General features: G+C 72.3%; 19 protein-coding genes. 8 read left to right on the plus strand and 11 right to left on the minus strand.

All coding sequences use genetic code 11. From position 1 onward, the window contains the following. The first annotated feature begins 124 nt into the window (after positions 1-124). Complete coding sequence (locus tag ABZ154_RS13565) at positions 125-694, plus strand: hypothetical protein (RefSeq protein WP_356832083.1); 570 nt, start codon at positions 125-127, stop codon at positions 692-694. Here the strand turns inward: ABZ154_RS13565 and ABZ154_RS13570 are convergent. Then, on the minus strand, positions 691-1,263 hold the full coding sequence (locus ABZ154_RS13570; protein WP_356832086.1) for a cob(I)yrinic acid a,c-diamide adenosyltransferase: 573 nt from the start codon (positions 1,261-1,263) through the stop codon (positions 691-693). The genes ABZ154_RS13565 and ABZ154_RS13570 overlap by 4 nt on opposite strands. Positions 1,264-1,481: 218 nt before the next feature. Here ABZ154_RS13570 and ABZ154_RS13575 point away from each other — a divergent pair, with 218 nt between their 5' ends. From ABZ154_RS13575 to ABZ154_RS13585, 3 genes are all read left to right on the plus strand, one after another. Then, positions 1,482-2,330: a 3-hydroxyacyl-CoA dehydrogenase family protein gene (locus ABZ154_RS13575; RefSeq protein WP_356832089.1), complete on the plus strand. Its 849-nt coding sequence runs from the start codon at positions 1,482-1,484 to the stop codon at positions 2,328-2,330. Positions 2,331-2,543: 213 nt separating this feature from the next. Continuing rightward, a complete protein-coding gene (locus ABZ154_RS13580) occupies positions 2,544-2,867 on the plus strand; it encodes an STAS domain-containing protein (protein WP_018492200.1) in 324 nt (107 codons plus the stop codon). 221 nt (positions 2,868-3,088) lie between these two features. Beyond that, positions 3,089-5,611: an ATP-binding protein gene (locus ABZ154_RS13585; RefSeq protein ID WP_356832091.1), complete on the plus strand. Its 2,523-nt coding sequence runs from the start codon at positions 3,089-3,091 to the stop codon at positions 5,609-5,611. A 68-nt stretch (positions 5,612-5,679) separates the two neighbouring features. Here the strand turns inward: ABZ154_RS13585 and nucS are convergent, their stop codons facing one another. Continuing rightward, entirely contained in the window at positions 5,680-6,351 is a 672-nt protein-coding gene (gene nucS / locus ABZ154_RS13590; protein WP_356832093.1) for an endonuclease NucS, read from the minus strand. Positions 6,352-6,622: 271 nt separating this feature from the next. On the opposite strand from nucS, the gene ABZ154_RS13595 reads away from it, so the two are divergent. After that, complete coding sequence (locus ABZ154_RS13595) at positions 6,623-7,015, plus strand: SCO5389 family protein (protein WP_003966234.1); 393 nt, start codon at positions 6,623-6,625, stop codon at positions 7,013-7,015. 134 nt (positions 7,016-7,149) lie between these two features. On the opposite strand, the gene ABZ154_RS13600 is transcribed toward ABZ154_RS13595, so the two are convergent. Then, entirely contained in the window at positions 7,150-8,181 is a 1,032-nt protein-coding gene (locus ABZ154_RS13600) for an LLM class flavin-dependent oxidoreductase (RefSeq protein WP_356832095.1), read from the minus strand. A 251-nt stretch (positions 8,182-8,432) separates the two neighbouring features. On the opposite strand from ABZ154_RS13600, the gene ABZ154_RS13605 reads away from it, so the two are divergent. After that, on the plus strand, positions 8,433-8,762 hold the full coding sequence (locus tag ABZ154_RS13605; protein ID WP_356832098.1) for an ATP/GTP-binding protein: 330 nt from the start codon (positions 8,433-8,435) through the stop codon (positions 8,760-8,762). 19 nt (positions 8,763-8,781) lie between these two features. Here the strand turns inward: ABZ154_RS13605 and ABZ154_RS13610 are convergent, their stop codons facing one another. The 7 genes from ABZ154_RS13610 to mce form a co-directional block, all read right to left on the minus strand. After that, on the minus strand, positions 8,782-9,648 hold the full coding sequence (locus tag ABZ154_RS13610) for an ABC transporter permease (RefSeq protein ID WP_356832100.1): 867 nt from the start codon (positions 9,646-9,648) through the stop codon (positions 8,782-8,784). Beyond that, positions 9,645-10,820, minus strand: coding sequence for an ABC transporter ATP-binding protein (locus ABZ154_RS13615; RefSeq protein WP_356832102.1), 1,176 nt, complete (start codon positions 10,818-10,820; stop codon positions 9,645-9,647). Before ABZ154_RS13615 ends, ABZ154_RS13610 begins: the two co-directional genes overlap by 4 nt. 163 nt (positions 10,821-10,983) lie before the next feature. After that, positions 10,984-11,763, minus strand: coding sequence for an ABC transporter permease subunit (locus ABZ154_RS13620; protein ID WP_356832104.1), 780 nt, complete (start codon positions 11,761-11,763; stop codon positions 10,984-10,986). A 5-nt stretch (positions 11,764-11,768) separates the two neighbouring features. Then, a complete protein-coding gene (locus tag ABZ154_RS13625) occupies positions 11,769-12,791 on the minus strand; it encodes an ABC transporter ATP-binding protein (protein WP_356832106.1) in 1,023 nt (340 codons plus the stop codon). Positions 12,792-12,873: 82 nt separating this feature from the next. Beyond that, positions 12,874-13,812 (minus strand): cellulose-binding protein, encoded by a 939-nt coding sequence (locus ABZ154_RS13630; RefSeq protein ID WP_356832108.1) that lies wholly within the window; start codon positions 13,810-13,812, stop codon positions 12,874-12,876. Positions 13,813-14,100: 288 nt separating this feature from the next. Further along, positions 14,101-17,994, minus strand: a complete 3,894-nt coding sequence (gene scy / locus ABZ154_RS13635) for a polarized growth protein Scy (protein ID WP_356832110.1) — start codon at positions 17,992-17,994, stop codon at positions 14,101-14,103. A 203-nt stretch (positions 17,995-18,197) separates the two neighbouring features. Further along, positions 18,198-18,626 (minus strand): methylmalonyl-CoA epimerase, encoded by a 429-nt coding sequence (gene mce / locus ABZ154_RS13640; protein ID WP_356832112.1) that lies wholly within the window; start codon positions 18,624-18,626, stop codon positions 18,198-18,200. 145 nt (positions 18,627-18,771) lie between these two features. Between mce and ABZ154_RS13645 the strand changes: the two genes are divergently transcribed. Both ABZ154_RS13645 and meaB read left to right on the plus strand, forming a co-directional pair. Continuing rightward, positions 18,772-19,977: an acetyl-CoA C-acetyltransferase gene (locus ABZ154_RS13645; protein ID WP_356832114.1), complete on the plus strand. Its 1,206-nt coding sequence runs from the start codon at positions 18,772-18,774 to the stop codon at positions 19,975-19,977. Positions 19,978-20,011: 34 nt separating this feature from the next. Continuing rightward, a complete protein-coding gene (gene meaB / locus ABZ154_RS13650) occupies positions 20,012-20,980 on the plus strand; it encodes a methylmalonyl Co-A mutase-associated GTPase MeaB (protein ID WP_356832116.1) in 969 nt (322 codons plus the stop codon). Between the two features lie 85 nt (positions 20,981-21,065). On the opposite strand, the gene ABZ154_RS13655 is transcribed toward meaB, so the two are convergent. After that, positions 21,066-21,785, minus strand: coding sequence for a PepSY domain-containing protein (locus tag ABZ154_RS13655; RefSeq protein ID WP_356832118.1), 720 nt, complete (start codon positions 21,783-21,785; stop codon positions 21,066-21,068). Positions 21,786-21,901 lie beyond the last annotated feature (116 nt).

A 21,901-nucleotide genomic window follows, 5' to 3' on the forward strand; every position in this document is an offset into this window, starting at 1 on the left:
CCGGGCCTCCCTTCGCGGACCGATGCGCGACTACATCGAAGGATGCAGTCCCGTTTCGTCACCGACGACGACGCGCTCCTGCCCGGCGGACGGGAGGCTGGAGGGGAACGGGAGGAGAGAAGCTGTGATCGCTCTGCTGGTCGTGGCCTGCGAGGTCGCTTTCTGGGTGCTGCTGGCGGCAGGACTCGCGCTGCGGTACGTCGCCAGGAAGCCGAGGCTCGGCGCGGCCGTGCTGCTCTGCGAGCCGCTGCTGGAGGTCGTGCTGCTCGTGGTGACGGCGATCGACCTGAGGAACGGCGCCCAACCCGACTGGAAGCACGGCCTGGCCGCCGTCTACATCGGCTTCACCGTGGGCCTCGGCCATCACACCGTCAAGTGGGTCGACGCCCGGGTCGCCCACCGCTGGTTCGGCGGCCCGCCGCCGGTGAAGCCGCCGAAGTACGGCATGGCCCGCGCCGCCCACGAGTGGCGCACCGCCGTCCGCTGGATCCTCGCCGCGGTTGTCGCGCTGGGCCTGCTCCAGGCGGCGGTCTGGTACGTCGGCCCGGGCGGCGGGATCAGCTCGCTGCAGGGCTGGCAGCAGAAGATGGGCTGGGTGATCGGCATCAACCTGATCATCGCCGTCGGCTACACGGTGTTCCCGAAGCAGGTTCCGAAGGGCGCGGAGACGGACCGGGAGCCGGCTGACCGCTAGCGCTCGCCGCCCGGCACCCACAGCACGTCCCCGACCTCCTTGTTGGCGCTGCGCGCCAGGATGAACAGGAGGTCGGAGAGGCGGTTGAGGTAGGTGGCGGTCAGGGTGTTCATCACCTCGCCGTGCACCTCCAGCGCCGCCCAGGTGGACCGCTCGGCGCGCCGGACCACGGTGCACGCCTGGTGGAGCAGGGCGGCCCCCGGCGTACCCCCCGGAAGGATGAAGCTCCTGAGCTTCTCCAGCTCCTCCAGGAAGCGGTCGCAGTCCGCCTCCAGCTTGTCGACGTAGGACTGCTCGACCCGCAGGGGCGGGTACTCGGGCTCCTCCACGACCGGGGTGGACAGGTCGGCGCCCACGTCGAAGAGGTCGTTCTGGACCCGTACGAGGACCTTCACCACGTCCTCGGAGAGCTGCCCCAGCGCGATGGCGGTCCCGATCACCGCGTTGGCCTCGTTGGCGTCCGCGTACGCCGCGATCCGCAGATCGGTCTTGGCGGTACGGCTCATGTCGCCGAGGGCCGTGGTGCCCTGGTCGCCGGTCCGGGTGTAGATGCGCGTCAGATTGACCATGGGCCCAGCGTAGTGAGGCCCGCACCCCCAACTACGCGCGGCGCGGAGCCGAATGACGCGTCTCGGTGTGATGTCCGTCATTCGAGACGTGACGCGCATCTCTTCACGGCCCCAGCGCCCCCGACGGGTACTAATCTCCGCCGGAGAGCATACGAAGAGCCGTTGAGAAATGCCGCAGAGGCGGACGTGGACGCGGACAGAGAACAAGGGGTGCGAACGTGGCCAGGAAGCTCGCCGTCATCGGGGCCGGACTCATGGGATCCGGGATCGCGCAGGTCTCCGCCCAGGCGGGCTGGGACGTCGTGCTGCGGGATGTCACCGACGCGGCGCTGACCCGCGGCCTGGACGGCATCAAGGCCTCGTACGACCGGTTCGTCTCCAAGGGCAGGCTGGAGGCCTCCGACGCCGAGGCCGCCCTCGCCCGCATCACCACGAGCACCGACCTCGACGCCGTCGCGGACGTGGACGTCGTCGTGGAGGCCGTCTTCGAGAAGCTCGAGGTCAAGCACGAGATCTTCCGCGCCCTGGACAAGGTCGTCGGCGAGAACACCGTGCTCGCCTCGAACACCTCCGCCATCCCGATCACCAAGATCGCGGCCGTGACGGAGCGTCCGGAGCGCGTCGTCGGCGTGCACTTCTTCTCGCCGGTCCCGATGATGCAGCTCTGCGAGCTGGTCCGCGGCTACAAGACCAGCGACGAAACCCTCGCCACCGCCCGGGAGTTCGCCGAGTCGGTCGGCAAGACCTGCATCGTCGTCAACCGCGATGTGGCGGGCTTCGTCACCACCCGGCTCATCTCGGCCCTCGTCGTCGAGGCCGCGAAGCTGTACGAGTCGGGCGTCGCCACGGCCGAGGACATCGACACCGCCTGCAAGCTGGGGTTCGGCCACGCCATGGGCCCGCTCGCCACGGCCGACCTGACCGGCGTGGACATCCTGCTCCACGCCACCGGCAACATCTACACCGAGTCGCAGGACGAGAAGTTCGCCGCCCCCGAGCTGATGCGCCGGATGGTCGACGCAGGTGACATCGGGCGCAAGAGCGGGCAGGGCTTCTACACGTACTGACCGCAGCCGTATCCCTGCCCCTTCGGTCCCGCCGTCGGGGCGGGGAGTGTACCCGGCCGTGTCCGGTCTCCGGCGAACCGACGTCACTCCACCGAGTGAATTCGGTATCGGTTCGCTTACAGACGGCAACTTCCCTGTCGCTGCGGCAGTCAGTTGTGGAAGAGAAGAACAGGCAGACGGACCTCGCCACGGAGCAACAGCAGGGGAGCGCATATGCATATCAGGGGCGACCACGCCGAGCTGGTCGTCGGGGGCCGCCTCGACGTCCGAAGCGCGGCGGACGCCCGTACGGTCCTCCACTCGGCCGTCGACGACGGAGCCGGCGATCTGGTGCTGGACCTGACCGAGCTGAATTCCTGGGACGCCACCGGACTCGGCGTCATCATGGGGGCCCACCGCAGAGCCGGCCGGGCCGGGCGCCGTCTCGTGCTGCGCGGCGTCCCGCCGCAGATGCAGCGCCTCCTGGTGGCCACCCGGCTGCACCGCATCCTGGCGATCGAGGGCGGGATCGCCGCCGATTCGCTGCCGCGCGTCTGAGTACGTAGGCACTGCCGGGGCAGAAGACGCGCAATCCTCACCGGAATGTGACGTCCCGGACGGCATGGCACCCCGCCCGTGCGTGGATACTGTGCGAAGGTCTAGGGTTCGGCCGTCTGCCTTATGACACCCACCCGAGGCAGACACCGGACCGGAAGCGACAGCGGGGCGTGTGAGGCCGGAGGGGCAAACCGAGCGCGACGCGTCTGGGGGACTTGTTGATGGACCCGACACACCAGGGGCCGGAAGAGTACGGGCAGAACGCCAACGGCTCCGACGGCCGCCGCCGGCCGTCCCGGGAGTCCAACGCGGCCGACTTCGGCCAGCCGACACCGCAGCAGGTCCGCGTCGTCCAGGTCACGGTCGGGGATCTCCTGCTCACGGTCAACCCCGTCGACGGCAGTGAGGTCGAGGCCTGCCCGCCCGGCTCGGAGCCCACCGCACCCGTCCGCCGCACCCCCGCCGAACGCGCCGACCACGAGCGCGCCGGCGCACCGCCCGTACCGGCGGGCCCGCCCGCCCCGCAGCTCCCCCTGCTGGAACGCCAGGAGGAGCGCGAGCGGGTGGTGGGCCTGCTGGCCCGCGGCCGCAGCGTCCGCCTCACCGGCCAGGCCGGGTCCGGCCGCACCGCGCTCCTCGACGCCGTCGCCGCCGACTGCGCGGACCTGGCCCCCGACGGCGTCGTCCGCCTCAGCGGCCACCGGCGCACCGCCGCCGACCTGCTGTACGGCATCTTCGACGCGATCCACCATGCCCCGCTGCACCGCCCCGGCCCCGAGGAACTGCTCGCCCTCGTGCGCTCCATCGGCGCCGTCGTCGTCATCGACGACCTGGAGATCGGCGGGGCCGCCCTCGACGGGCTCCTGGAAGCCACCCCCGAGTGCGCCTTCCTGTTCGGCACCGAGCCCGACCTCGCCGCCCCCGGCGTCGACGCCCACCTGGAGGAGGTCCTCCTCGCCGGCCTCGGTCGCTCCGCCTCGCTGGAGCTGCTGGAGAAGGTCGTCGAGCGCCCCCTCACCGAGGACGAGCGGAACTGGGCGGGCGATCTCTGGTTCGAGTCCGAGGGGCTGCCGCTCCGCTTCGTCCAGGCCGGATCGCTGCTGCGCCAGCGCGACCGGCTGAACACCGACCCCGGGGCCTTCGACGAGTACGACTACTTCGAGCCACGCCCGGACGACGCGCCCCCGGTCCCCGAAGCGCCCACCCCCGAGACCCTGGACGTGCCGCTGCCGAGCCTCGGTGAAGGGGCCGCGCCCGCCGTCCTGCTCGCCTCCCGGCTCAGCGAGGCGGCCCGCGAGACCCTGCGCTTCACCGTCGCCCTCGGCGGCGAGGTGCCCCACCAGGCCCATCTGCCGGCTCTCGTGGGCGACACCCACGCGGACGCCGCCCTCGGTGAACTCGCGGGCTGCGGACTGCTCTCCCCGGCCGGCCCCCGCTACCGGCTCGCCGCCGGTGTCCTCGCCCAGCTGGAGGCCGGCGGGTACGCGGAGAGCGCCGCCGCCCACGCCCGTACGGCCGCCCAGCACTACGCCTGGTGGGTCTCCCACCCCTCGGTCACCCCGCAGCGGGCCGTAGCCGAGGCCGACGCCATCGTCGCCGCGATGGGCCGCCTCGTTCCCGACGGCGAGGCGGGCCAGGCCAGCGCGGCCGTCCTGCTGGCCCGCAGCGCCGCTCCCGCCCTCGCGGCGGGGATGAGCTGGGGCGCCTGGGAGAAGGCGCTCAGGGCCGGCCAGGAGGCCGCCAGGATCGCCGGTGAGGTCGCTGAAGAGGCCTACTTCCACCACGAGTTGGGCGTCCTCGCCCTCTGTTCCGGCAATCTTGACCGGGCCCGTACGGAGCTGGAGACCTCGATCTCCATGCGCGGCGCGCTCGCCGACAAGTCCGGGGCGGTGGCCGGCCGCCGCGCCCTCGCCCTGGTGGCGGACCGCTCCGGCGGTTTCGCGCCTCCGGCCCGGTCCCAGACGGGCGACGAGGTGCCCGCCGTACGCCACGACCTCCTGGCCGGTACGCCGCCCGTCAGCTTCCCGGCCCCGCCGCTGTTCACCCGGCAGACGGTCGAGGAGGACCCCACCCTCATCTCCTCGCTGCCCGCCGGCCCCCGGGCCACCGCACCGAAGCCGGGCGGCGGGCGCGTGGTCCTGGGCGGCGCCCGGCGCAACCTGGCCGCCGCGGGGGCGGGCGCGCTGCTGATCGCCGTGCTCGGCACCGTCGTCACCCTCGGCCTCACGGCGGGCGACCCCGAGGAGCCCGGCGGCAGCCGTAACGTGACCACCGAGCAGTCGTCCCCCGAGAGCACCCCCGATGACGCGTCCCCCGCCGACGAGCCGGACGACGTCCCCGCACCGGACGACGGCGCGCCCGGCGGCGAGGCACCCACCAACGCGGGCCCCTCGCAACCCGCCACGCCCAGCACCTCCGGCTCGCCCTCCCCGGCTCCCTCGTCGCCGGACGGGAGCTCACCGGGCGCGGGGGAGCCGTCGAGCGGGCCGAGCAGCAGCACCTCGGGTGCGCCCACCCCGACCAGGACCTCGCCCACGCCCTCGCAGTCCACGAGCACCGGCCCCAGCGTGACGCCCACCGAGTCGGAGCCGGAGCCGACCCCGCCGACCGAGACGCCCACCACGGAGCCCCCGAGCCCGCCCCCGCCGGACACCACCTCCTCCGCCAGCGGCCCCGCCGAGTCGGCCGGTGCCGGCACCGGAGCCCCCGCCAAGAGCGGCGAGCCCACCGAGGCGTCGGCCTGACGACACGGAAGCCGGGCACCCGCGGAAGGGTTGCCCGGCTTCGGCCGTGCGGTGGTGGATGACGGCCGTCAGAACAGCCGCAGCTTGTCGTCCTCGATGCCGCGCATCGCGTCGTAGTCGAGGACCAGGCAGCCGATGCCCCGGTCCGTCGCGAGCACGCGCGCCTGGGGCTTGATCTCCTGGGCCGCGAAGACGCCCCTCACCGGGGCGAGATGCGGGTCGCGGTTGAGCAGCTCCAGATAGCGGGTCAGCTGCTCCACGCCGTCGATGTCGCCACGCCGCTTCAGCTCCACGGCCACCGTCCGCCCGTCCGCGTCGCGGCAGAGGATGTCCACGGGGCCGATGGCGGTGGGGTACTCACGGCGGATCAGGGTGTGGCCCTCGCCGAGGATCTCGATCCGGTCGGCGAGCAGCTCCTGGAGGTGCGCCTCCACGCCGTCCTTGATGAGGCCCGGGTCGACGCCCAGCTCGTACGAGGAGTCGTGGAGGATTTCCTCCATCGTGATGATCAGTTTTTCGCCCGCCTTGTTCACCACGGTCCAGACGCCCGCCTCATCGCCGGCGCCCTCCTTCAGGGTGCACGGCGGGGACATCCAGTTGAGCGGTTTGTACGCCCGGTCGTCGGCGTGGATCGAGACGCTGCCGTCCGCCTTCACCAGGATCAGACGGGGGGCGGAGGGCAGGTGGGCTGTGAGCCGGCCCGCGTAGTCGACGGAGCAACGGGCGATGACGAGACGCATGGTCGGCAACGCTACTCGACGACGGGGGCCCGGCGCGATTCCCCATCCGTCGACCCCTGTCACTCGCTCCCCAGCACGGAGCGCCGGAGTGAGCTTGCCCCTCTTTGCGCCCCTTCGTTGGTGGCCGGTTGTGTTCCCAATCTCCTGGTGCGGCCCCCACCGCACGCTTAACGTGGATGCAGGAGGTCGTCGTCCGTGCACGCTGCGTCGTCGCCTTCCTTCCCTGCCCGTAAGGCCCCGGTCACCGTCCGGGGTCGCGAGAGGAGAACCCATGTCGCTCGACGTCTCACCGGCGCTGTTGGAACAGGCCGAGCGAGGCGAGGTCGACGAAGCCGACTTCGTCGACTGCGTCCGGACCTCCCTGCCTTTCGCATGGGAGATGATCAGCTCGCTGGTGGCTCAGCTGAAGGTGGACGGCGGCCAGTTCGCCGACAACCAGACGCCGCCGCCGGATGAGCAGGCACGTGGTCAGCTGCTGCGTGCGCTCGCGAGTGATGCGATACGCGGCGCGCTCCAGCGGCACTTCGGAGTGCGTATCGCCTTCCAGAACTGCCACCGCGTCGCGGTGTTCCCGCTGGACGCATCGGTCGACGACCGGCTGGCCAAGTTCACTTCGGTGAGGGGCCAGTTGCTCAACCAGTCGCCCGAACTACGGGACTGCTGAACGCTCCTGCTGCCGCTTCGGGCCGCGGGAGGTGCAACTGGCTCCGGGGCGGCAGCTCCCGTACCACCGCACCACGTTCCACCGCACCACGCTTCACGCTTCACGCGAGGTCGTTCCGCATGCACAGGCGCAGGTCAGGTGAGCAGCGGCAGGACGTCCGCGCCGAGGCGCCGCACGTTCTCCTCGGTCGCCGCGAGGTCGCCCGACCCCTCCACCAGGAGGGCGAAGCGGGTGATGCCGGTCCGCTCGGCCGTGGCCGCGAGCCGGTCGGCGGCCAGCTTCGGCGGGCCCACCGGGTGCAGCCCGCACAGCAGCTCCGCGTACGCGACGGGGTCCCGCATCACGCGGTGCCGGTCGTCGACCGTGACATGGGCGTCCAGGCCCTGGCGCAGCCACCCCGGCATCGTCTTCACCAGCGTCTCCGTGGCATCCCCCGGTCCGTCCGCGATCTGGGCCACCCCCGCGGACACATGTGCGGCCCCCTCGACCACCTCCGGCGGATGACCGGCCTCCCGGGCCGCCGTACGCCACAGGGCGACCATCTCCGCCTTCTCCTCGTCCCCGCAGTGCATGCCCAGCAGCATCGGCAGCGCCCGCCCCGCCGCCAGCCGCACGGTCTTCGGCGAGGTGCACGCCACGATCACCTCGGGCCCTTCCGACGGTCCGTCCAGCAGTTCGTCCGCGCGCGGCACCACCGCCACCTCCCGGAAGCCGAACCGCTCCCCGCGCCCCGCGACACGCGGCTCCCGCAGCCAGTCGAGCAGCAGCTCCAGCGCCTCGGGGAAGCCGTTCTCGTACGCGTCGAGACCGCCGCCGAAGACCTCCAGGTCCACCCAGGGCCCGCCCCGGCCCACCCCGAGCGAGAACCGTCCGCCGCTGGTCAGATGCAGCAGCGCGGCCTGCTCGCCGAGGGCGACCGGGTGGTGGTTGGGCAGCACGCTGACGGCGGTGCCGACCCGGATGCGCCGGGTCCGGCCGAGCAGCAGGGCGGCCAGCGTGGTGGCGGACGGGCAGACCCCGTACGGCACGAAGTGGTGCTCGGCCAGCCAGACCGAGTCGAGCCCGGACTCCTCCGCCGCCTCGGCGGACCGGACGGCCCGGTGCAGGGCCTCGCCCGGCCCCTGGCCCGGGAACTGAGCTGCCAGAACGAACGTTCCGATGCGCATCGCGTGTTGCCTCCTCTGCGGCCGACGCGTGTCTCCCCCACTGGCAACAACGTCTGACACGTGCCAAAGGCACGGTCCGGGGCGAAGTTGTTGCGATTTTCCGCTAACTCACTCCCGTGAGCGATCGTGCCGGATCGTGCCCGGACCCCGGTGCCGGATCGCGCCGCCCCGTTCCCGCCCGGCACCTGCCCCCGGTGCCAGCCTCTACGCTTGGAGCAAACCGTGCCCGAACCGCCCCCGTGAGGTGTCCTGTGTCCCCGCGCCGCAACCGCCCCCGTGTCGGCGGGAGCCCCGACGAACACCCCGGTACGGCGCTGGGACGGTACGGCGGGGGAGGGGCCACCGAGAGCTGGCAGGGCGAGGAGTGGTCGGTGCGTCCGGTGAGCGGCGCGAGCGCCCAGGGCAAGCGGTACCGCTGCCCCGGCTGCGACCAGGAGATCCCCTCCGGCGTCCCGCACCTCGTCGCCTGGCCCCAGTTCAGCGGCATCGAGGACCGCAGACACTGGCACAAGGCCTGCTGGAACGCGAAGGACCGCCGCACCACGCGGGTGCAGCGGTCCAGGAACGCGCCGCGCTACTGAGCGGGGTGCGGGCGGCGGCTCAGACGTCGCGCCGGTCCAGCGCCAGATAGGCACCGCCCATGGCCACGGCCGCGACGCCCAGCATCAGCAGCAGCGGCTCCCAGCCGGACGGGCCGGTCTCGGTGACCGTCGAGCCGTACAGCGCGCCGAGCTGGTTGGGGATCGAGTACTCGAAGAGGACGCGCTGCAGTCCGCGCAGGCTGTCGGAGAACATGAACAGCGCGAGGACCAGCGGCAGCAGGACCACCGCGATCATCACCGTGATGGCGCCCGCCGAGTGCCGGATGATCGCGCCGACCGCCAGCGACACCAGGCCCAGGCCCGCGATGTAGAGCCCGACCCCGACGGTGGCGCGCAGCCACACCGAGCCGGAGTCGACGCCGCTGCCCAGGATCACCGTCTGGAACACCGCGACGACCGTGGCGGTCACGGTGGTGATGACGAAGGCGAGCAGGAAGAAGACGATCGCCTTCGCCGTGAGCACCCGGGCCCGGCTCGGGCAGGCCGTCAGCGTCGTACGGATCATGCCGGTGCTGTACTCCGAGCCGATCGTCAGCACGCCGAGGGTGATCACGCAGATCGAGCCCAGCAGCACCCCGAAGAAGCCGAGGGCCACGACCGGCTCGCCGGCCATGTCGGTGTCGGCGGCGGCGACCAGCAGCGCGGACATCAGCCCGATCGCCACCATCAGCACGATCATCACGCCCAGGGTCCACAGCGTGGAACGGACGGAGCGGATCTTCGTCCACTCCGAGGCGATCGCGTCGCCGAGCGTGGCCCGGCGGATGGGGATGGGCGACTCGTAGTACCCCAGCGGGCCAGCCGGCAGCCCGGGCTCCGGCTGCGGCTGCTGCTCGTGGGCGCGCGGGGCGGCCGGCGTCGTCATCGGGGGTCCTCGCTGGTCTTCGTCCCGGCCGCGTCGGCGGGGGAGTGGTCGGGAGCGGCCGGGTTCGGTGCGGCGGCCGGGCCGGGGGTGGCGTACGGGTTCTGCCCGGGCGGCGGCGGGGCGTACCAGCTCTGCTGCGGCACCTCCACCGGCTCGGGCTGCCCGTAGCCGGGCGCGGCCCCGTAACCGCCCTGAGCGTCCCCGTAGGACCCGTACGCCGCCGGCGGGGGCTCCAGGAGCCCCGCCTTGGCGTCGTCCGTCGAGCGGTAGTCCACGACGCCCTGCGTCATCCGCATGTAGGCCTCCTCCAGCGAGGCCCGGTGCGGCGACAGCTCCCAGAGCCGTACGTCGGCCCCGTGGGCCAGATCGCTGATCCTCGGCAGCGGGAGGCCGGTGACGCGCAGGGCGCCGTCCGGCTCGGACATCACGCTGCCGCCCGCCTCGATGAGCGAGGACGTCAGCTTCTCCCGCTCCTCGGGGGCGCCCGAAGGGACCCGGACCCTGGCGAAGTCGGCGGAGTTCGCCGAGATGAAGTCGGTGACGCTCATGTCGGAGAGCAGCCGGCCGCGCCCGATCACGATCAGATGGTCGGCGGTGAGGGCCATCTCGCTCATGAGGTGACTGGAGACGAAGACCGTGCGCCCCTCGGCCGCCAGCGTCTTCATCAGGTTGCGGACCCAGTGGATGCCTTCGGGGTCGAGACCGTTGACCGGCTCGTCGAAGAGCAGCACCTGCGGGTCACCGAGCAGCGCCGCGGCGATCCCGAGGCGCTGCCCCATCCCGAGGGAGAAGCCGCTGGAGCGGCGCTTGGCGACGTCCCCGAGCCCGACGACGCCCAGCACCTCGTCCACCCGCCGGGCCGGGATCCCGGCCAGCTGGGCCAGCGACAGCAGGTGGGTGCGGGCGGTCCGCCCGCCGTGCACCGCCTTGGCGTCCAGCAGCGCGCCCACCTGACGCGGCGCGTTCGGCAGACTCCGGTAGGGGTGCCCGCCGATCGTGACGTAGCCCGCCGTCGGCCGGTCCAGACCGAGGATCATCCGCATGGTCGTGGACTTGCCCGACCCGTTCGGGCCGAGGAAGCCGGTGACGGCCCCCGGCCGGACCTGGAAGGAAAGGTCGTCCACGGCCGTCTTCGCGCCGTAGCGCTTGGTCAGGCCGACTGCCTCGATCATTCTCCAGCCCCATCGACTCACTCTGTCGTTCGGGGCTCGGGCCGTCCGGCCGCACACCCCCCGTAAGAGTTAGGAGGATAACCAGGCCTTGACGGTTCCGGCCAAGTTCCGCACAGCCTGCGAGCGGGCCGTCACGCGGACCGGCGGCCGCTTCCCGGCGCCTCTACGCGTCCCGGTTCTTCAGGACCAGGTAGCCGCCGAGCACCGCCGCGACCACCCAGGCGACCATGATCCCGAGACCGGCCCAGGGCCCGTACGGCGACGGATCGCTGCCCATCGCCTCCGGAACGACCTGCATGATCTTCGACCCGGCCTGGTCGGGGAAGTACCGGGCGACGTCCTTGGCGTACGGCACCGCGATCAGGATCTGCGAGATCAGGAAGAAGAACGGCACCAGGATGCCCAGCGAGAGCATGGAACTGCGCAGCATCGCCGTGACGCCCATGGAGAAGATCGCGATCAGCCCCATGTAGAGACCGGCGCCGACGACCGCGCGCAGCACGTTGTCCGCGCCGAGATCGGTGCCCCGGTCGCCCAGCAGGGCCTGGCCGAGGAAGAACGAGACGAAGCTCGTCAGCAGGCCGACCACGAGGGCCAGCACCCCGGCCACGGTGATCTTGCTGAACAGGAGCGTCCCCCGCTGCGGCACGGCCGCCAGAGAGGTGCGGATCATGCCGGAGCTGTACTCCGTACCGACCACGAGCACCCCGAACACGACCATGGCGAGCTGGCCCAGGACCGTACCGGAGAAGCTGACGAGGGTCGGGTCGAAGGTCACCTGCTCGGCCTCGGAGAGGTCGTCGAACGTCGCGTTCAGCAGGGCGCACAGGGCCGCGCTCATGGCGACCGTGACGGCGAACGCGCAGATGAGCGTCCAGGTGGTGGAGGAGACCGTGCGGATCTTGGTCCACTCGGAGTTGAGGACCGCGGGTACCGAAGCCATCTTCGTCACGCCCCCTTGCTCTCGGTGCCGTCGACGGACCCGGGCGCGGTGGTTCCGCCCGGCTGCTGCCAGCCCTCGCCCCAGCCAGCCCCCGCCGTCGGCGGGGGTTCGGCGCCGGCCGGTCCGGAGTGGGCGTGGTACTCCACGGAGCCGGCGGTCATCTGCATGAACGCCTCCTCCAGGGAGGCCCGCTGCGAGCTCAGCTCGTGCAGCACGACCTGGTGACGGGCCGCCAGTTCACCGAGCTCCTCGGTCGTGGCGCCGTCGATCTCCAGGGTGCCGCCGTCCGCCTCCACGGCGGTGAAGCCCTCCTGGTGCAGCACGTCCCGCAGCCGCTCCTGCTGCGGCGAGCGCAGCCGTACGTAACTGCGGGAGTTCTCGTGGATGAAGTCCGCCATCGAGGTGTCGGCGAGCAGCTTGCCCTGGCCGATCACGATCAAGTGGTCGGCGGTCAGCGCCATCTCACTCATCAGGTGCGAGGAGACGAAGATGGTCCGGCCCTCGGCGGCGAGCGCCTTCATCAGGTTGCGGATCCAGTGGATGCCCTCGGGATCCAGGCCGTTGACCGGTTCGTCGAACATCAGGATCTCGGGGTCGCCCAGCAGTGCGGAGGCGATCCCGAGCCGCTGGCCCATGCCGAGGGAGAAGCCCTTGGACTTCTTCTTCGCGACCGCGCTCAGACCGACGGTGTCGAGCACCTCGTCGACCCGGCTGCTCGGGATGCGGTTGCTCTGCGCCAGGCAGAGCAGGTTGTTGTACGCGCTGCGGCCGCCGTGCATCGACTTGGCGTCGAGCAACGCCCCGATGTACTTCAGCGGTTCCTGCAGTTCGTGGTAGTGCTTGCCGTCGATGCGCACCGTGCCGCTGGTCGGGTTGTCCAGATCGAGCATCATGCGCATGGTGGTGGATTTGCCTGCCCCGTTGGGGCCCAGAAAGCCGGTCACCATGCCCGGTCTGACCTGGCACGTCAGATGGTCGACGGCAACCTTGCTGCCGAATCGTTTGGTCAGTCCCTCGAGCTCGATCATGCGCACACGCTAGAACGGCCGCGCGCCCGGCGCCACCACAAAGGCGGAGCCGGGCGCGCGGAAGGAACCGTTCCGGGGCGGGTCAGCGGGTCTGCTGGGCCGGAACACCGCGCTGCGCGGGCTCTTCGTCCACGGGGGAGCCGGCGGCGGCCACCGCGGCGCCGGTCAGCGTCGCCAGCATCTCACGGACGTTGGTCAGCTGCGCGTTGATCGAGTCGCGGCGGTTGGTGAGCGCCGCCAGCTCGCGCTCCGACTCGCTGCGGATCCGGTCGGCCTTGGCGTTGGCGTCGGCCACGATGTCCTCGGCCTGGCGCTGCGCGGTCTCCACCGTCTGACGGGCCCGGCGCTCGGCGTCCGTGCGGAGCTTCTCGGCCTCCAGGCGGAGCTGCTCGGCGCGGTGCTCGATCTCGGCGAGACGCTTCTCGGCCTTGGCCTGACGGGACGCGAGGTCGCGCTCCGACTGCTCGCGCCGCTTGGCGAGGTTCGTCTCGAAGTCGGCGGCGGCCTGCGCGGCCTTGGCGCGGGTCTCCTCGAAGAGGGCGTCCGCCTCCTCGCGCTTCTGCTGCGCGTCCTTCTGGGCGTCGGTGCGGAGCGTGTTCGCCTCGCCCTGGGCCTTCTCGACGATGCGGACGCCCTCGTCCTCGGCCTTCGACTTGCGCTCGGCCGCGAAGGACTCCGCGTCGTTGCGCACCTGCTGGGCGGCCGACTCGGCCAGCTCGCGGTGCTGCTCGGCGGCGCGACGGGCCTCCTCACGCAGGTCCTTGGCCTCCTCCTCGGCGAGGCGGAGGATCTTCTCGACACGCGCACCGAGCCCGGCGTACGAGGGCTCGGCGTCGTTCACCTGGGCCTGGGCGTTCTGCGTTTCGAGGTGCAGCTCCTCGATGCGCTTTTCCAGAGACGTGATGCGAGCCAGGGCACTATCACGGTCGGCGACGAGCTTGCTGATGCGGTCGTCCACCTGACCGCGGTCGTAACCACGTCGCACGAGCTCGAAGCCGAAGGGGGAGGAAGGGTCACTCATGGGGTTCCTGTCGAATGAGACCGGTGAGGTGATAGGGGAATCCTAGGGGCCATAGCGGCGTGTCAGCGTGCAGATGCCGGTTTGATCTGGAGAATGACACCCCTTTTGAGTGGCTGACCCCCGGAGTGCTTGCCACTCGTAGGGTTGAATGTCCATGACGAAGCACGCGCCCCCGTACGCTGCCGCCCCGGACATCCTGCTCTGTTCTCCCCCGTACGTCTGCTGCTCTCCCCCGTACGTCTCCCGCGTTCTCCCCGTACGTCTGCCGCGTCATCCCTCGTACGACCGCTACCTCTCCGAGGACTTGCCCCCCGAACGCGTGCCCGCCGCCGCGGGAGCCTTGCCGCCTCCCGACGAGCCGGGCGCCGGTTTCGCGCCCCCGCCCGGAGTCTCGAAAGACTCCAACGCCTCCAGCACGTCCTGGACACGGGAGATCTCCGTATTGATGTCCTCGCGCCTGCGCACCAGGACGTCCAGCTCGCGCTTGCCCTCGGCGACCGTCTTCTCCGCCTCGGCCGCCGCGTCGGCCCGCAGCTTCTCCGCCTCGCGGATCAGCCCGGCCTTCTTGGTCTCGGCCTCCTTCAGCAGCGACTCGGCCCGCTTCACCGCGGCGATCCGGACCTTGCTCGCCTCCGAGTTGGCCTCCGCCAGCAGCTCCTTGGCCTTCGCCTCCGCCTCGTCGCGCTGCTCGGTCGCCGCCTTCATCAGGTTGTCGACGCGCTCGCCGGCGGTCTTCATCTGCTCGGACGTCTCCCGGCGGGCCCGCTCGTGGAGCTCCTCGATCTCGCTCTCCAGCCGGGCCCGCAGCTCCTCGGCCCGCTCCCGGATCTGGGTGGCGTCGCGCCGGGCGCCGACCAGCAGCTCGTCGGCGTCCGTACGGGAGCGCTCCACCAGGGTGTTGCCCTCGACCGTCGCCTCCGAGGTGATGCGCTCGGCCTCCTTGCGGGCCGCGCCGACCATCGTGTCGGCCTGCGTCTCGGCCTCGGTGGCCGTACGCAGCGCCTCCTCGCGGGCCTTGTTGATGAGCTGGTCCGCCTGCTCCGCCGCGTCCGCCCGGCGCTTGGCCGCGGCCTCGCGCGCCTCGTCCAGCAACCGGTCCGCCTCCTGGCGGGCCTCCGAGCGCAGCTCCTCGGCCGCCGACTCCGCGTCCGCGCGCAGCCGTTCGGCCTCCTCGCGGGTGCGGGCGGCGTGCTCCTGGGCGGAGCTGAGCCGCTCGGCCGCCTCGGTGCGCAGCCGCTCGGCCTCCTCGCCCGCCCCGGCCAGCAGCCGGTCGGCCTGCTCGGTGGACTCCTTGCGGCGCCGGTTGGCCTCCGTGGTCGCCTCGACGACGAGCTGCTCGGACGCCTGGGCGGCCTCGTGGCGGATGCGCTCGCTCTCGGTCGTCGACTCCCCGATGAGCCGGTCCGACTGGGCCGCCGCCTCCGAACGGATCCGGTTGGCGTCCTGCCGGGCCTCGGCACGGGCCTTCGACGCGTCCTGCTCCGCCGACATGAGGGCGTCGGACGCCTCCGTACGCACCCGCTGGCTGTACTCCGCGGTGTCCGCGCGCAGCCGCTCGGACTCGGTGATCGCGTCGGAGACCGTCCGCTCGGCCAGCGCCTTGGCGGCCTCGGTCTCCTCGTAAGCCTCCTGCCGGAGGCGGGCCGCCTCCTCGTTGGCCTCCTGGCGCAGGCGTACGGCGTCCTCGGAGGCCCGCTCCCGCTCGGAGTGCGCGTCGGCGCGGACCCGGTCCGCCTCCTCCTGCGCCTCGGTACGGGTGCGCTCCGCGACATGCTCCGCGGTCGAGCGCAGCCCGGCGATCTCCTCCTCGGCCTGCTCCTGCAGCCCGGAGACGGAGTCCCGCACCTGCTGGGCGGTCTGCTCGGCCGCCGAGACCAGCTCGGTCGCCCGGGCGTCCGCCTCCTCGACCAGCCGCTGCGCCTCGGCCTGCGCCTCCTCCACCCGCTTGCGGGCGGAGGCCAGCAGCTCCTCGCTCTGCTCGCGGGCCCGCTCGCGCTCCTGCCCGGCCTCGGCCCGGGCCGCGCCGAGGATCTCCTCGGCCTCCCGGCGACGGCGCGTGGCCTCCTCCTGGGCGGCGTCCAGCGCCTCGGCCGCCTCGGCGCCGACCCGCTCGGCGGCCGCGGCCGCCTCGGCCCGCACCCGGTCGGCGGTCTCCTGCGCCTCGGTCCTGAGCCGCTCGGCCTCCGCCGCAGCCTCGCTCCGCAACCGTACGGCGATGTTCTCGCCCTCGGCACGGGACTGCGAGGCGTCCGCCGCGGCCTCGTCGCGCAGCCGCTCCGCCTCCGCCTCGGCCTGCTCGGTGAGGACGCGCAGCCGCTCGGCGGCCTCGGTGCGCTGCCGCTCGGCCTCCTCGTTCGTCTCGCGGCGGATCCGCTCCGCTTCCGTACGCGCCTCGCCCAGGGCTTCCTCGGCGGCGGCGAGCCGGGTCTCGGCCTCCGTGTGCAGCCGGTTCAGCTCGCCGGCGGCCTCGGCCTGCCGGGCGGCGACCGCGCGCTCGGTCTCCTCGCGCAGCTCGGCGGCTGCCCGCTCGGCCTCGGCGGTGGTGGCCTCCGCCTGTTCCTCGGCCTCGGCCCGCAGCTTGTCGGCCTCGGCGCGGGTGCGCTCCAGCGTCTCCTCGGCCTGCTTGCGGAGGGTGGCCGCGCGCTCGGCGGCCTCAGCGCGGATGCGCTCGCTCTCGCCGGTGGCGGAGGTGCGCAGCTCGTCCGCGTCGGAGCGCGCCTTGGTCAGGAGCTCCTCGGCGGTACGGGCGCCCTCCTCCAGCTGCTGGACCGCCTCGCGGCGGGCCTCGCCCCGGATGCGCTCGCCCTCGGCGACCGCCTCGGAGCGCAGCTGCTCGGCCTCGCCGCGCAGCCGGCGGGCCTCCTCCTGGAGCTCGACCGTCCTGGCCCGGTACTCCTTGGTGTCGTCCTTGGCCGCGCCCTTGAGCTCGTCCGCCTGCTCGGCGGCCTCTCCGCGCAGCCGGTCCGCCTCGGCCTCCGCCTCGCGGCGGATCCGCTCGGCCTCCTCGCTCGCGGCCTTCCTCGTCGACCGCGCGTCCTCGGAGGCCTTGGTGAGGACCTCCTCGGCGCTGCGGGCGGCCTTGGCCAGCTGGGCCGCAGCGTCCTCGGCGGCCGCCGTACGGGCCTTCTCGGCCGCCTCGGCGACCAGCCGGTCGGCCTCGGCGCGGGCGTCGACGAGGGCCTGCTCGGCCTCCTCCTTGAGCGTCTCGGCGCTCTTAGTGGCCTCGCCGACCAGCCGGGCGATCTCCGACTTCGCCGTACGGGTGCGCTGCTCGTTCTGCGACTCGGAGGCGGCCAGCTTCCTGGCGGCCGCGTCCTTCGCCTCGGCGAGGACCTTCTCAGCCTCCAGCCGGGACTCCCGCAGCCGGGTCTCGGCCTCCTGGAGCCGCTGCTCGGCGGCCCGGTTCAGCTCGGCCGTCTGCTGGCGGGCCTGCGAGGTCTCCGCGGTGGTGCTGGAGCGCAGCTGCTCCGCGTGGCTGGTGGCCTCCTGGGCCTGCGCGGAGGCGGCGCCCAGCATGCGCTCGGCATCCTTGCGGGCGCGCAGCAGGATCGCTTCGGCTTCGGCCCTGGCGCTTTCGGCCTCCGAGCCGACGCGCTGCCGGATCTCCTCGGCCAGCCGGGCGGCCTCGGCCCGCGCGGCGGCCAGTGCCTGCTCGGCCTCGGCGCGGGACTCGTCGAGCAGGCGGCGGGCCTGCGACTCGGTGCGGGCCCGCAGCTGTTCGGCCCAGGCGACGTTCTCGTTGACGTGCGACTCGACGGTCTGCCGGCGCTCGGCCAGCTCCTGGTCGAGCTGCTGCCTGCGCTGGACGGCCTCGTTGTGCAACTCCGCCTGGAGGCGGGCCTGGTGCTCGGCGTGCTCCTGGAGTATGCGCTGCGTCTGGGCCCGCGCCTCGCGCAGCTCGCGCTCGGCGTCGCTGCGCAGCTGCTCGGCCTGGATCTGCGCGTTCCGCAGCATCTGCTCGGCCTGGTAGCCCATGTCCGCGCTGTCGTAGGCGGGACGGGTCGCCAGACTGCGCCGCGCCTCGTGCAGCTTGGCGCGCAAGACCTCGACCTGGTAACCGAGGTCCTCGGCGTGCTGGACGGCCTTCTCCCGATCGGTCTTCAGCCGGTCCATCTCGGCTTCGAACCGCGAGAGATGGTCGTCTTCAGCTCGGTGGCTCTCCTGGCTTTCGTAGCCCCGCACTGCGCGGTCCCATCCTTCCCCGAGCTCTCAACTTCGTTCGAGCAGGGGAGACCCCAACCCTGTCGCAACTCTCCGCACGAAAACCGCTCGCGGGCGAGCGGTCCCCCGGGGAATGGTGACAGACAAACGACGAGGCCGCGGTACGGCCCCGACCCGGCCCCGGCCCGGAGCCGCCCACTCTACCGGGCCGGGTATCCGCCAGGTCAGTGCTCCGGGCTGCTCGTGACCAGTTCGGTGAGGACACCGTGGCAGTCCTTGGGGTGCAGGAACGTGATCCGGGACCCCATCGAACCCGTCCTGGGCTCGTCGTACAGCACGCGGACGCCCTTCTCGCGGATGTCCGCGGCCTCCCCGTCCACATCCGCCGTGCCGAAGGCGATGTGGTGGACGCCCTCCCCGTTCTTCGCCAGCCACTTGCCGACGGCCGAATCCTCCCGGGTCGGCTCCAGGAGCTGGAGGTACGAAGCCCCGCCGTCCGAGGTCTCGTTGATCTTGAGCATGGCCTCCCGAACGCCCTGCTCCTCGTTGATCTCGCTGTGGAACACCTCGAATCCGTACGTGGCACGGTAGAACTCCACCGTCTTGTCCAGGTCGAAACAGGCGATCCCGATGTGGTCGATACGCGTCAGCATGGAATCAGCATGGCTTCGCACCACCGCTCCCGCCACGGTTACACAACGTGCGCGCCGTCACACCGGCTGCCGGATGACGGGCGCGGTACCGCTCAGTACATTCAGGTAAACCCTCGTTCACATCCGATCCCAAGGGGCCGTGCCCATGCCAGCAACGACCGGTACCACCACCTCAGTGATCGTCGCGGGCGCCCGGACGCCCATGGGCCGTCTCCTCGGCTCCCTGAAGAGCTTCTCCGCGGCCGACCTCGGCGGCTTCGCGATCAAGGCGGCCCTGGACCGGGCCGGTATCGGGGGCGACCAGGTCCAGTACGTGATCATGGGCCAGGTGCTCCAGGCCGGCGCGGGCCAGATCCCCGCCCGCCAGGCCGCCGTCAAGGCCGGCATCCCGATGAACGTGCCCGCGCTCACCATCAACAAGGTGTGTCTCTCCGGGCTCGACGCCATCGCGCTCGCCGACCAGCTCATCCGCGCCGGTGAGTTCGACGTCGTGGTCGCCGGCGGCCAGGAGTCCATGACCAACGCCCCGCACCTGCTCCCCAGGTCCCGCGAGGGCTACAAGTACGGCGCGATCGAGATGCTCGACTCGATGGCCCACGACGGTCTCACCGACGCGTACGAGAACATCCCCATGGGTGAGTCCACGGAGAAGCACAACAGCCGCCTCGGCCTCGACCGCGCCGCCCAGGACGAGATCGGCGCCCTCTCCCACCAGCGGGCCGCCGCCGCCCAGAAGAACGGGATCTTCGAGGCCGAGATCACCCCGGTCGAGATCCCGCAGCGCAAGGGTGAGCCCGTCGTCTTCGCGAAGGACGAGGGCATCCGCCCCGAGACGACCACCGAGTCCCTCGGCAAGCTGCGCCCCGCCTTCGCCAAGGACGGCACGATCACCGCGGGCACCTCCTCGCAGATCTCCGACGGGGCGGCCGCGGTCGTCGTCATGAGCAAGGCCAAGGCGCAGGAGCTGGGCCTGGACTGGATCGCCGAGATCGGCGCCCACGGAAACGTCGCGGGCCCGGACAACTCCCTCCAGTCGCAGCCCTCGGGCGCCATCCGGCACGCCCTCGAGAAGGACGGCCTGGCCGTCGAGGACCTCGACCTGATCGAGATCAACGAGGCCTTCGCCGCCGTCGCCGTCCAGTCCATGAAGGACCTCGGCGTCACCGCGGACAAGGTCAACGTCAACGGCGGCGCCATCGCGCTCGGCCACCCGATCGGCATGTCCGGCGCCCGGGTCGTCCTGCACCTGGCCCTGGAGCTGAAGCGGCGCGGCGGCGGCACGGGTGCCGCGGCGCTCTGCGGGGGCGGCGGCCAGGGCGACGCGTTGATCATCCGCGTCCCGGGCAAGTAACACCGTAACGATACGAGGCAAGGCGAACGGAGCGGTGAACGTGGACCTGGACGTCCCCACGCTGGTCGAGCAGGCGCGAGCAGGCAGGCCGCGTGCGGTGGCCCGGCTGATCTCGCTCGTGGAGGGGGCGTCCCCGCAGCTGCGCGAGGTGATGGCCGCGCTGGCTCCGCTGGCCGGCCACGCCTACGTCGTGGGGCTGACCGGTTCGCCGGGCGTCGGCAAGTCCACCTCCACCTCCGCCCTCGTCCGCGCCTACCGCCGGGCGGGCAAGCGGGTCGGCGTCCTCGCCGTCGACCCGTCCTCCCCGTTCTCCGGCGGCGCGCTCCTCGGCGACCGGATCCGGATGGCGGACCACGCCTCCGACCCCGGCGTCTACATCCGCTCCATGGCCACCCGGGGCCACCTCGGGGGCCTCGCCTGGTCCGCCCCGCAGGCGATCCGGGTGCTGGACGCGGCGGGCTGCGACGTGGTCCTCGTCGAGACGGTCGGCGTCGGCCAGTCCGAGGTGGAGATCGCCTCCCAGGCCGACACCTCCGTGGTGCTGCTCGCCCCCGGTATGGGCGACGGCATCCAGGCGGCCAAGGCGGGGATCCTGGAGATCGGCGACGTCTACGTGGTCAACAAGGCCGACCGCGACGGCGCGGACGCCACCGCCCGCGAGCTGAACCACATGCTGGGCCTGGGGGAGTCCCGCGGCCCCGGCGACTGGCGCCCCCCGATCGTGAAGACGGTCGCGGCCCGGGGCGAGGGCATCGACGAGGTCGTCGAGGCCCTGGAGAAGCACCACGCCTGGATGGAGGAGCACGGCGTCCTCGCCGAGCGCCGCACGGCCCGCGCGTCCCACGAGGTCGAGACGATCGCGGTCACGGCCCTGCGCGAGAGGATCGCGGACCTGCGCGGCGACCGCCGCCTGCACGCCCTGGCCGAACGCATCGTGGCGGGGGACCTGGACCCGTACGCGGCGGCGGACGAGCTGGTGGCGGGGCTGACGGGGAGCTCCTGAGCCTGCGCCGATGCCGAACGGCCCCGTACCGCAGCGGCGGTACGGGGCCGTTCGGCATCGGACCCTCTGAGCGGCGGGAGGGCGGTCAGTCGTCGTCGCCGCCGTCGCGGTCGTCGCCGCCGTCGCGGTCGTCGTTCGGGTCGTCCGCACGGTCGTCGCCGTCGTCGTCCCGGTCCTCCGTGACCTTGCCGGTCTTCGCGTCGACCTTCAGCTCGTGCTGCTTGCCGTCCTTGCCGGTGATGTCGACGTCCCAGCGCGGGACGGCGTCCCGGCGGCTGTTGTCGTCATCGTCACCGTCGTCCAGGTCGATCGACGTGATGCTGCCCGGCGCGGTCTTCAGGGCCGCCTCCGCCGCGTGGTTCAGCGTGACGGGGGAGGCGCGGGGCGCGTTGCGGTCGCGGTCGTCGTTGTCGTCGCCGCGGGTCTTCAGGACCTTGCCGGTGGTGGCGTCGACCGTCACGTCGTGCCAGGTCCTGTCGGAGCCGTACACATCCAGCTCCCAGACCGTAGGGCCGTTGTCCTCGTCATCGTCATCGTCGTCGTCCAGCCCGGCTTCCGTGACCGTGCCGGGGACGCTCTTCAGTGCGGCCGCCACCGCCTGGTCGAGCGTGATGCGGGTGGACTCGGGGCCCGTGGAGCGGTCGTCGTCGCGGTCGTCCGCGCGCTCCGCGCCTGCCGACGGCTGCTGGGTGGACGTGCCGGTCCGGCGGTCGCCGTCGTCGTCCGCGAAGGCGACGGTGGCGGCGGCCGTGCCGCCGATGAGAACGGCCGCGGTGACGGCTGCGATGGTGACGTTGCGCTTCATGAGGGTCCTCCCCGAGAGCTGCTGTGCTGTTCGACGGGTTCCACACTGCCGACCCGTTGCTGAACGCAGCCTGAAGCCACCTGAAGGCGCCTTCAGGTGGAGTTTGCGAGGCTGTG

This window comes from Streptomyces sp. NPDC006261 (assembly GCF_040613515.1).
In the GTDB taxonomy this organism is placed as follows: domain Bacteria; phylum Actinomycetota; class Actinomycetes; order Streptomycetales; family Streptomycetaceae; genus Streptomyces.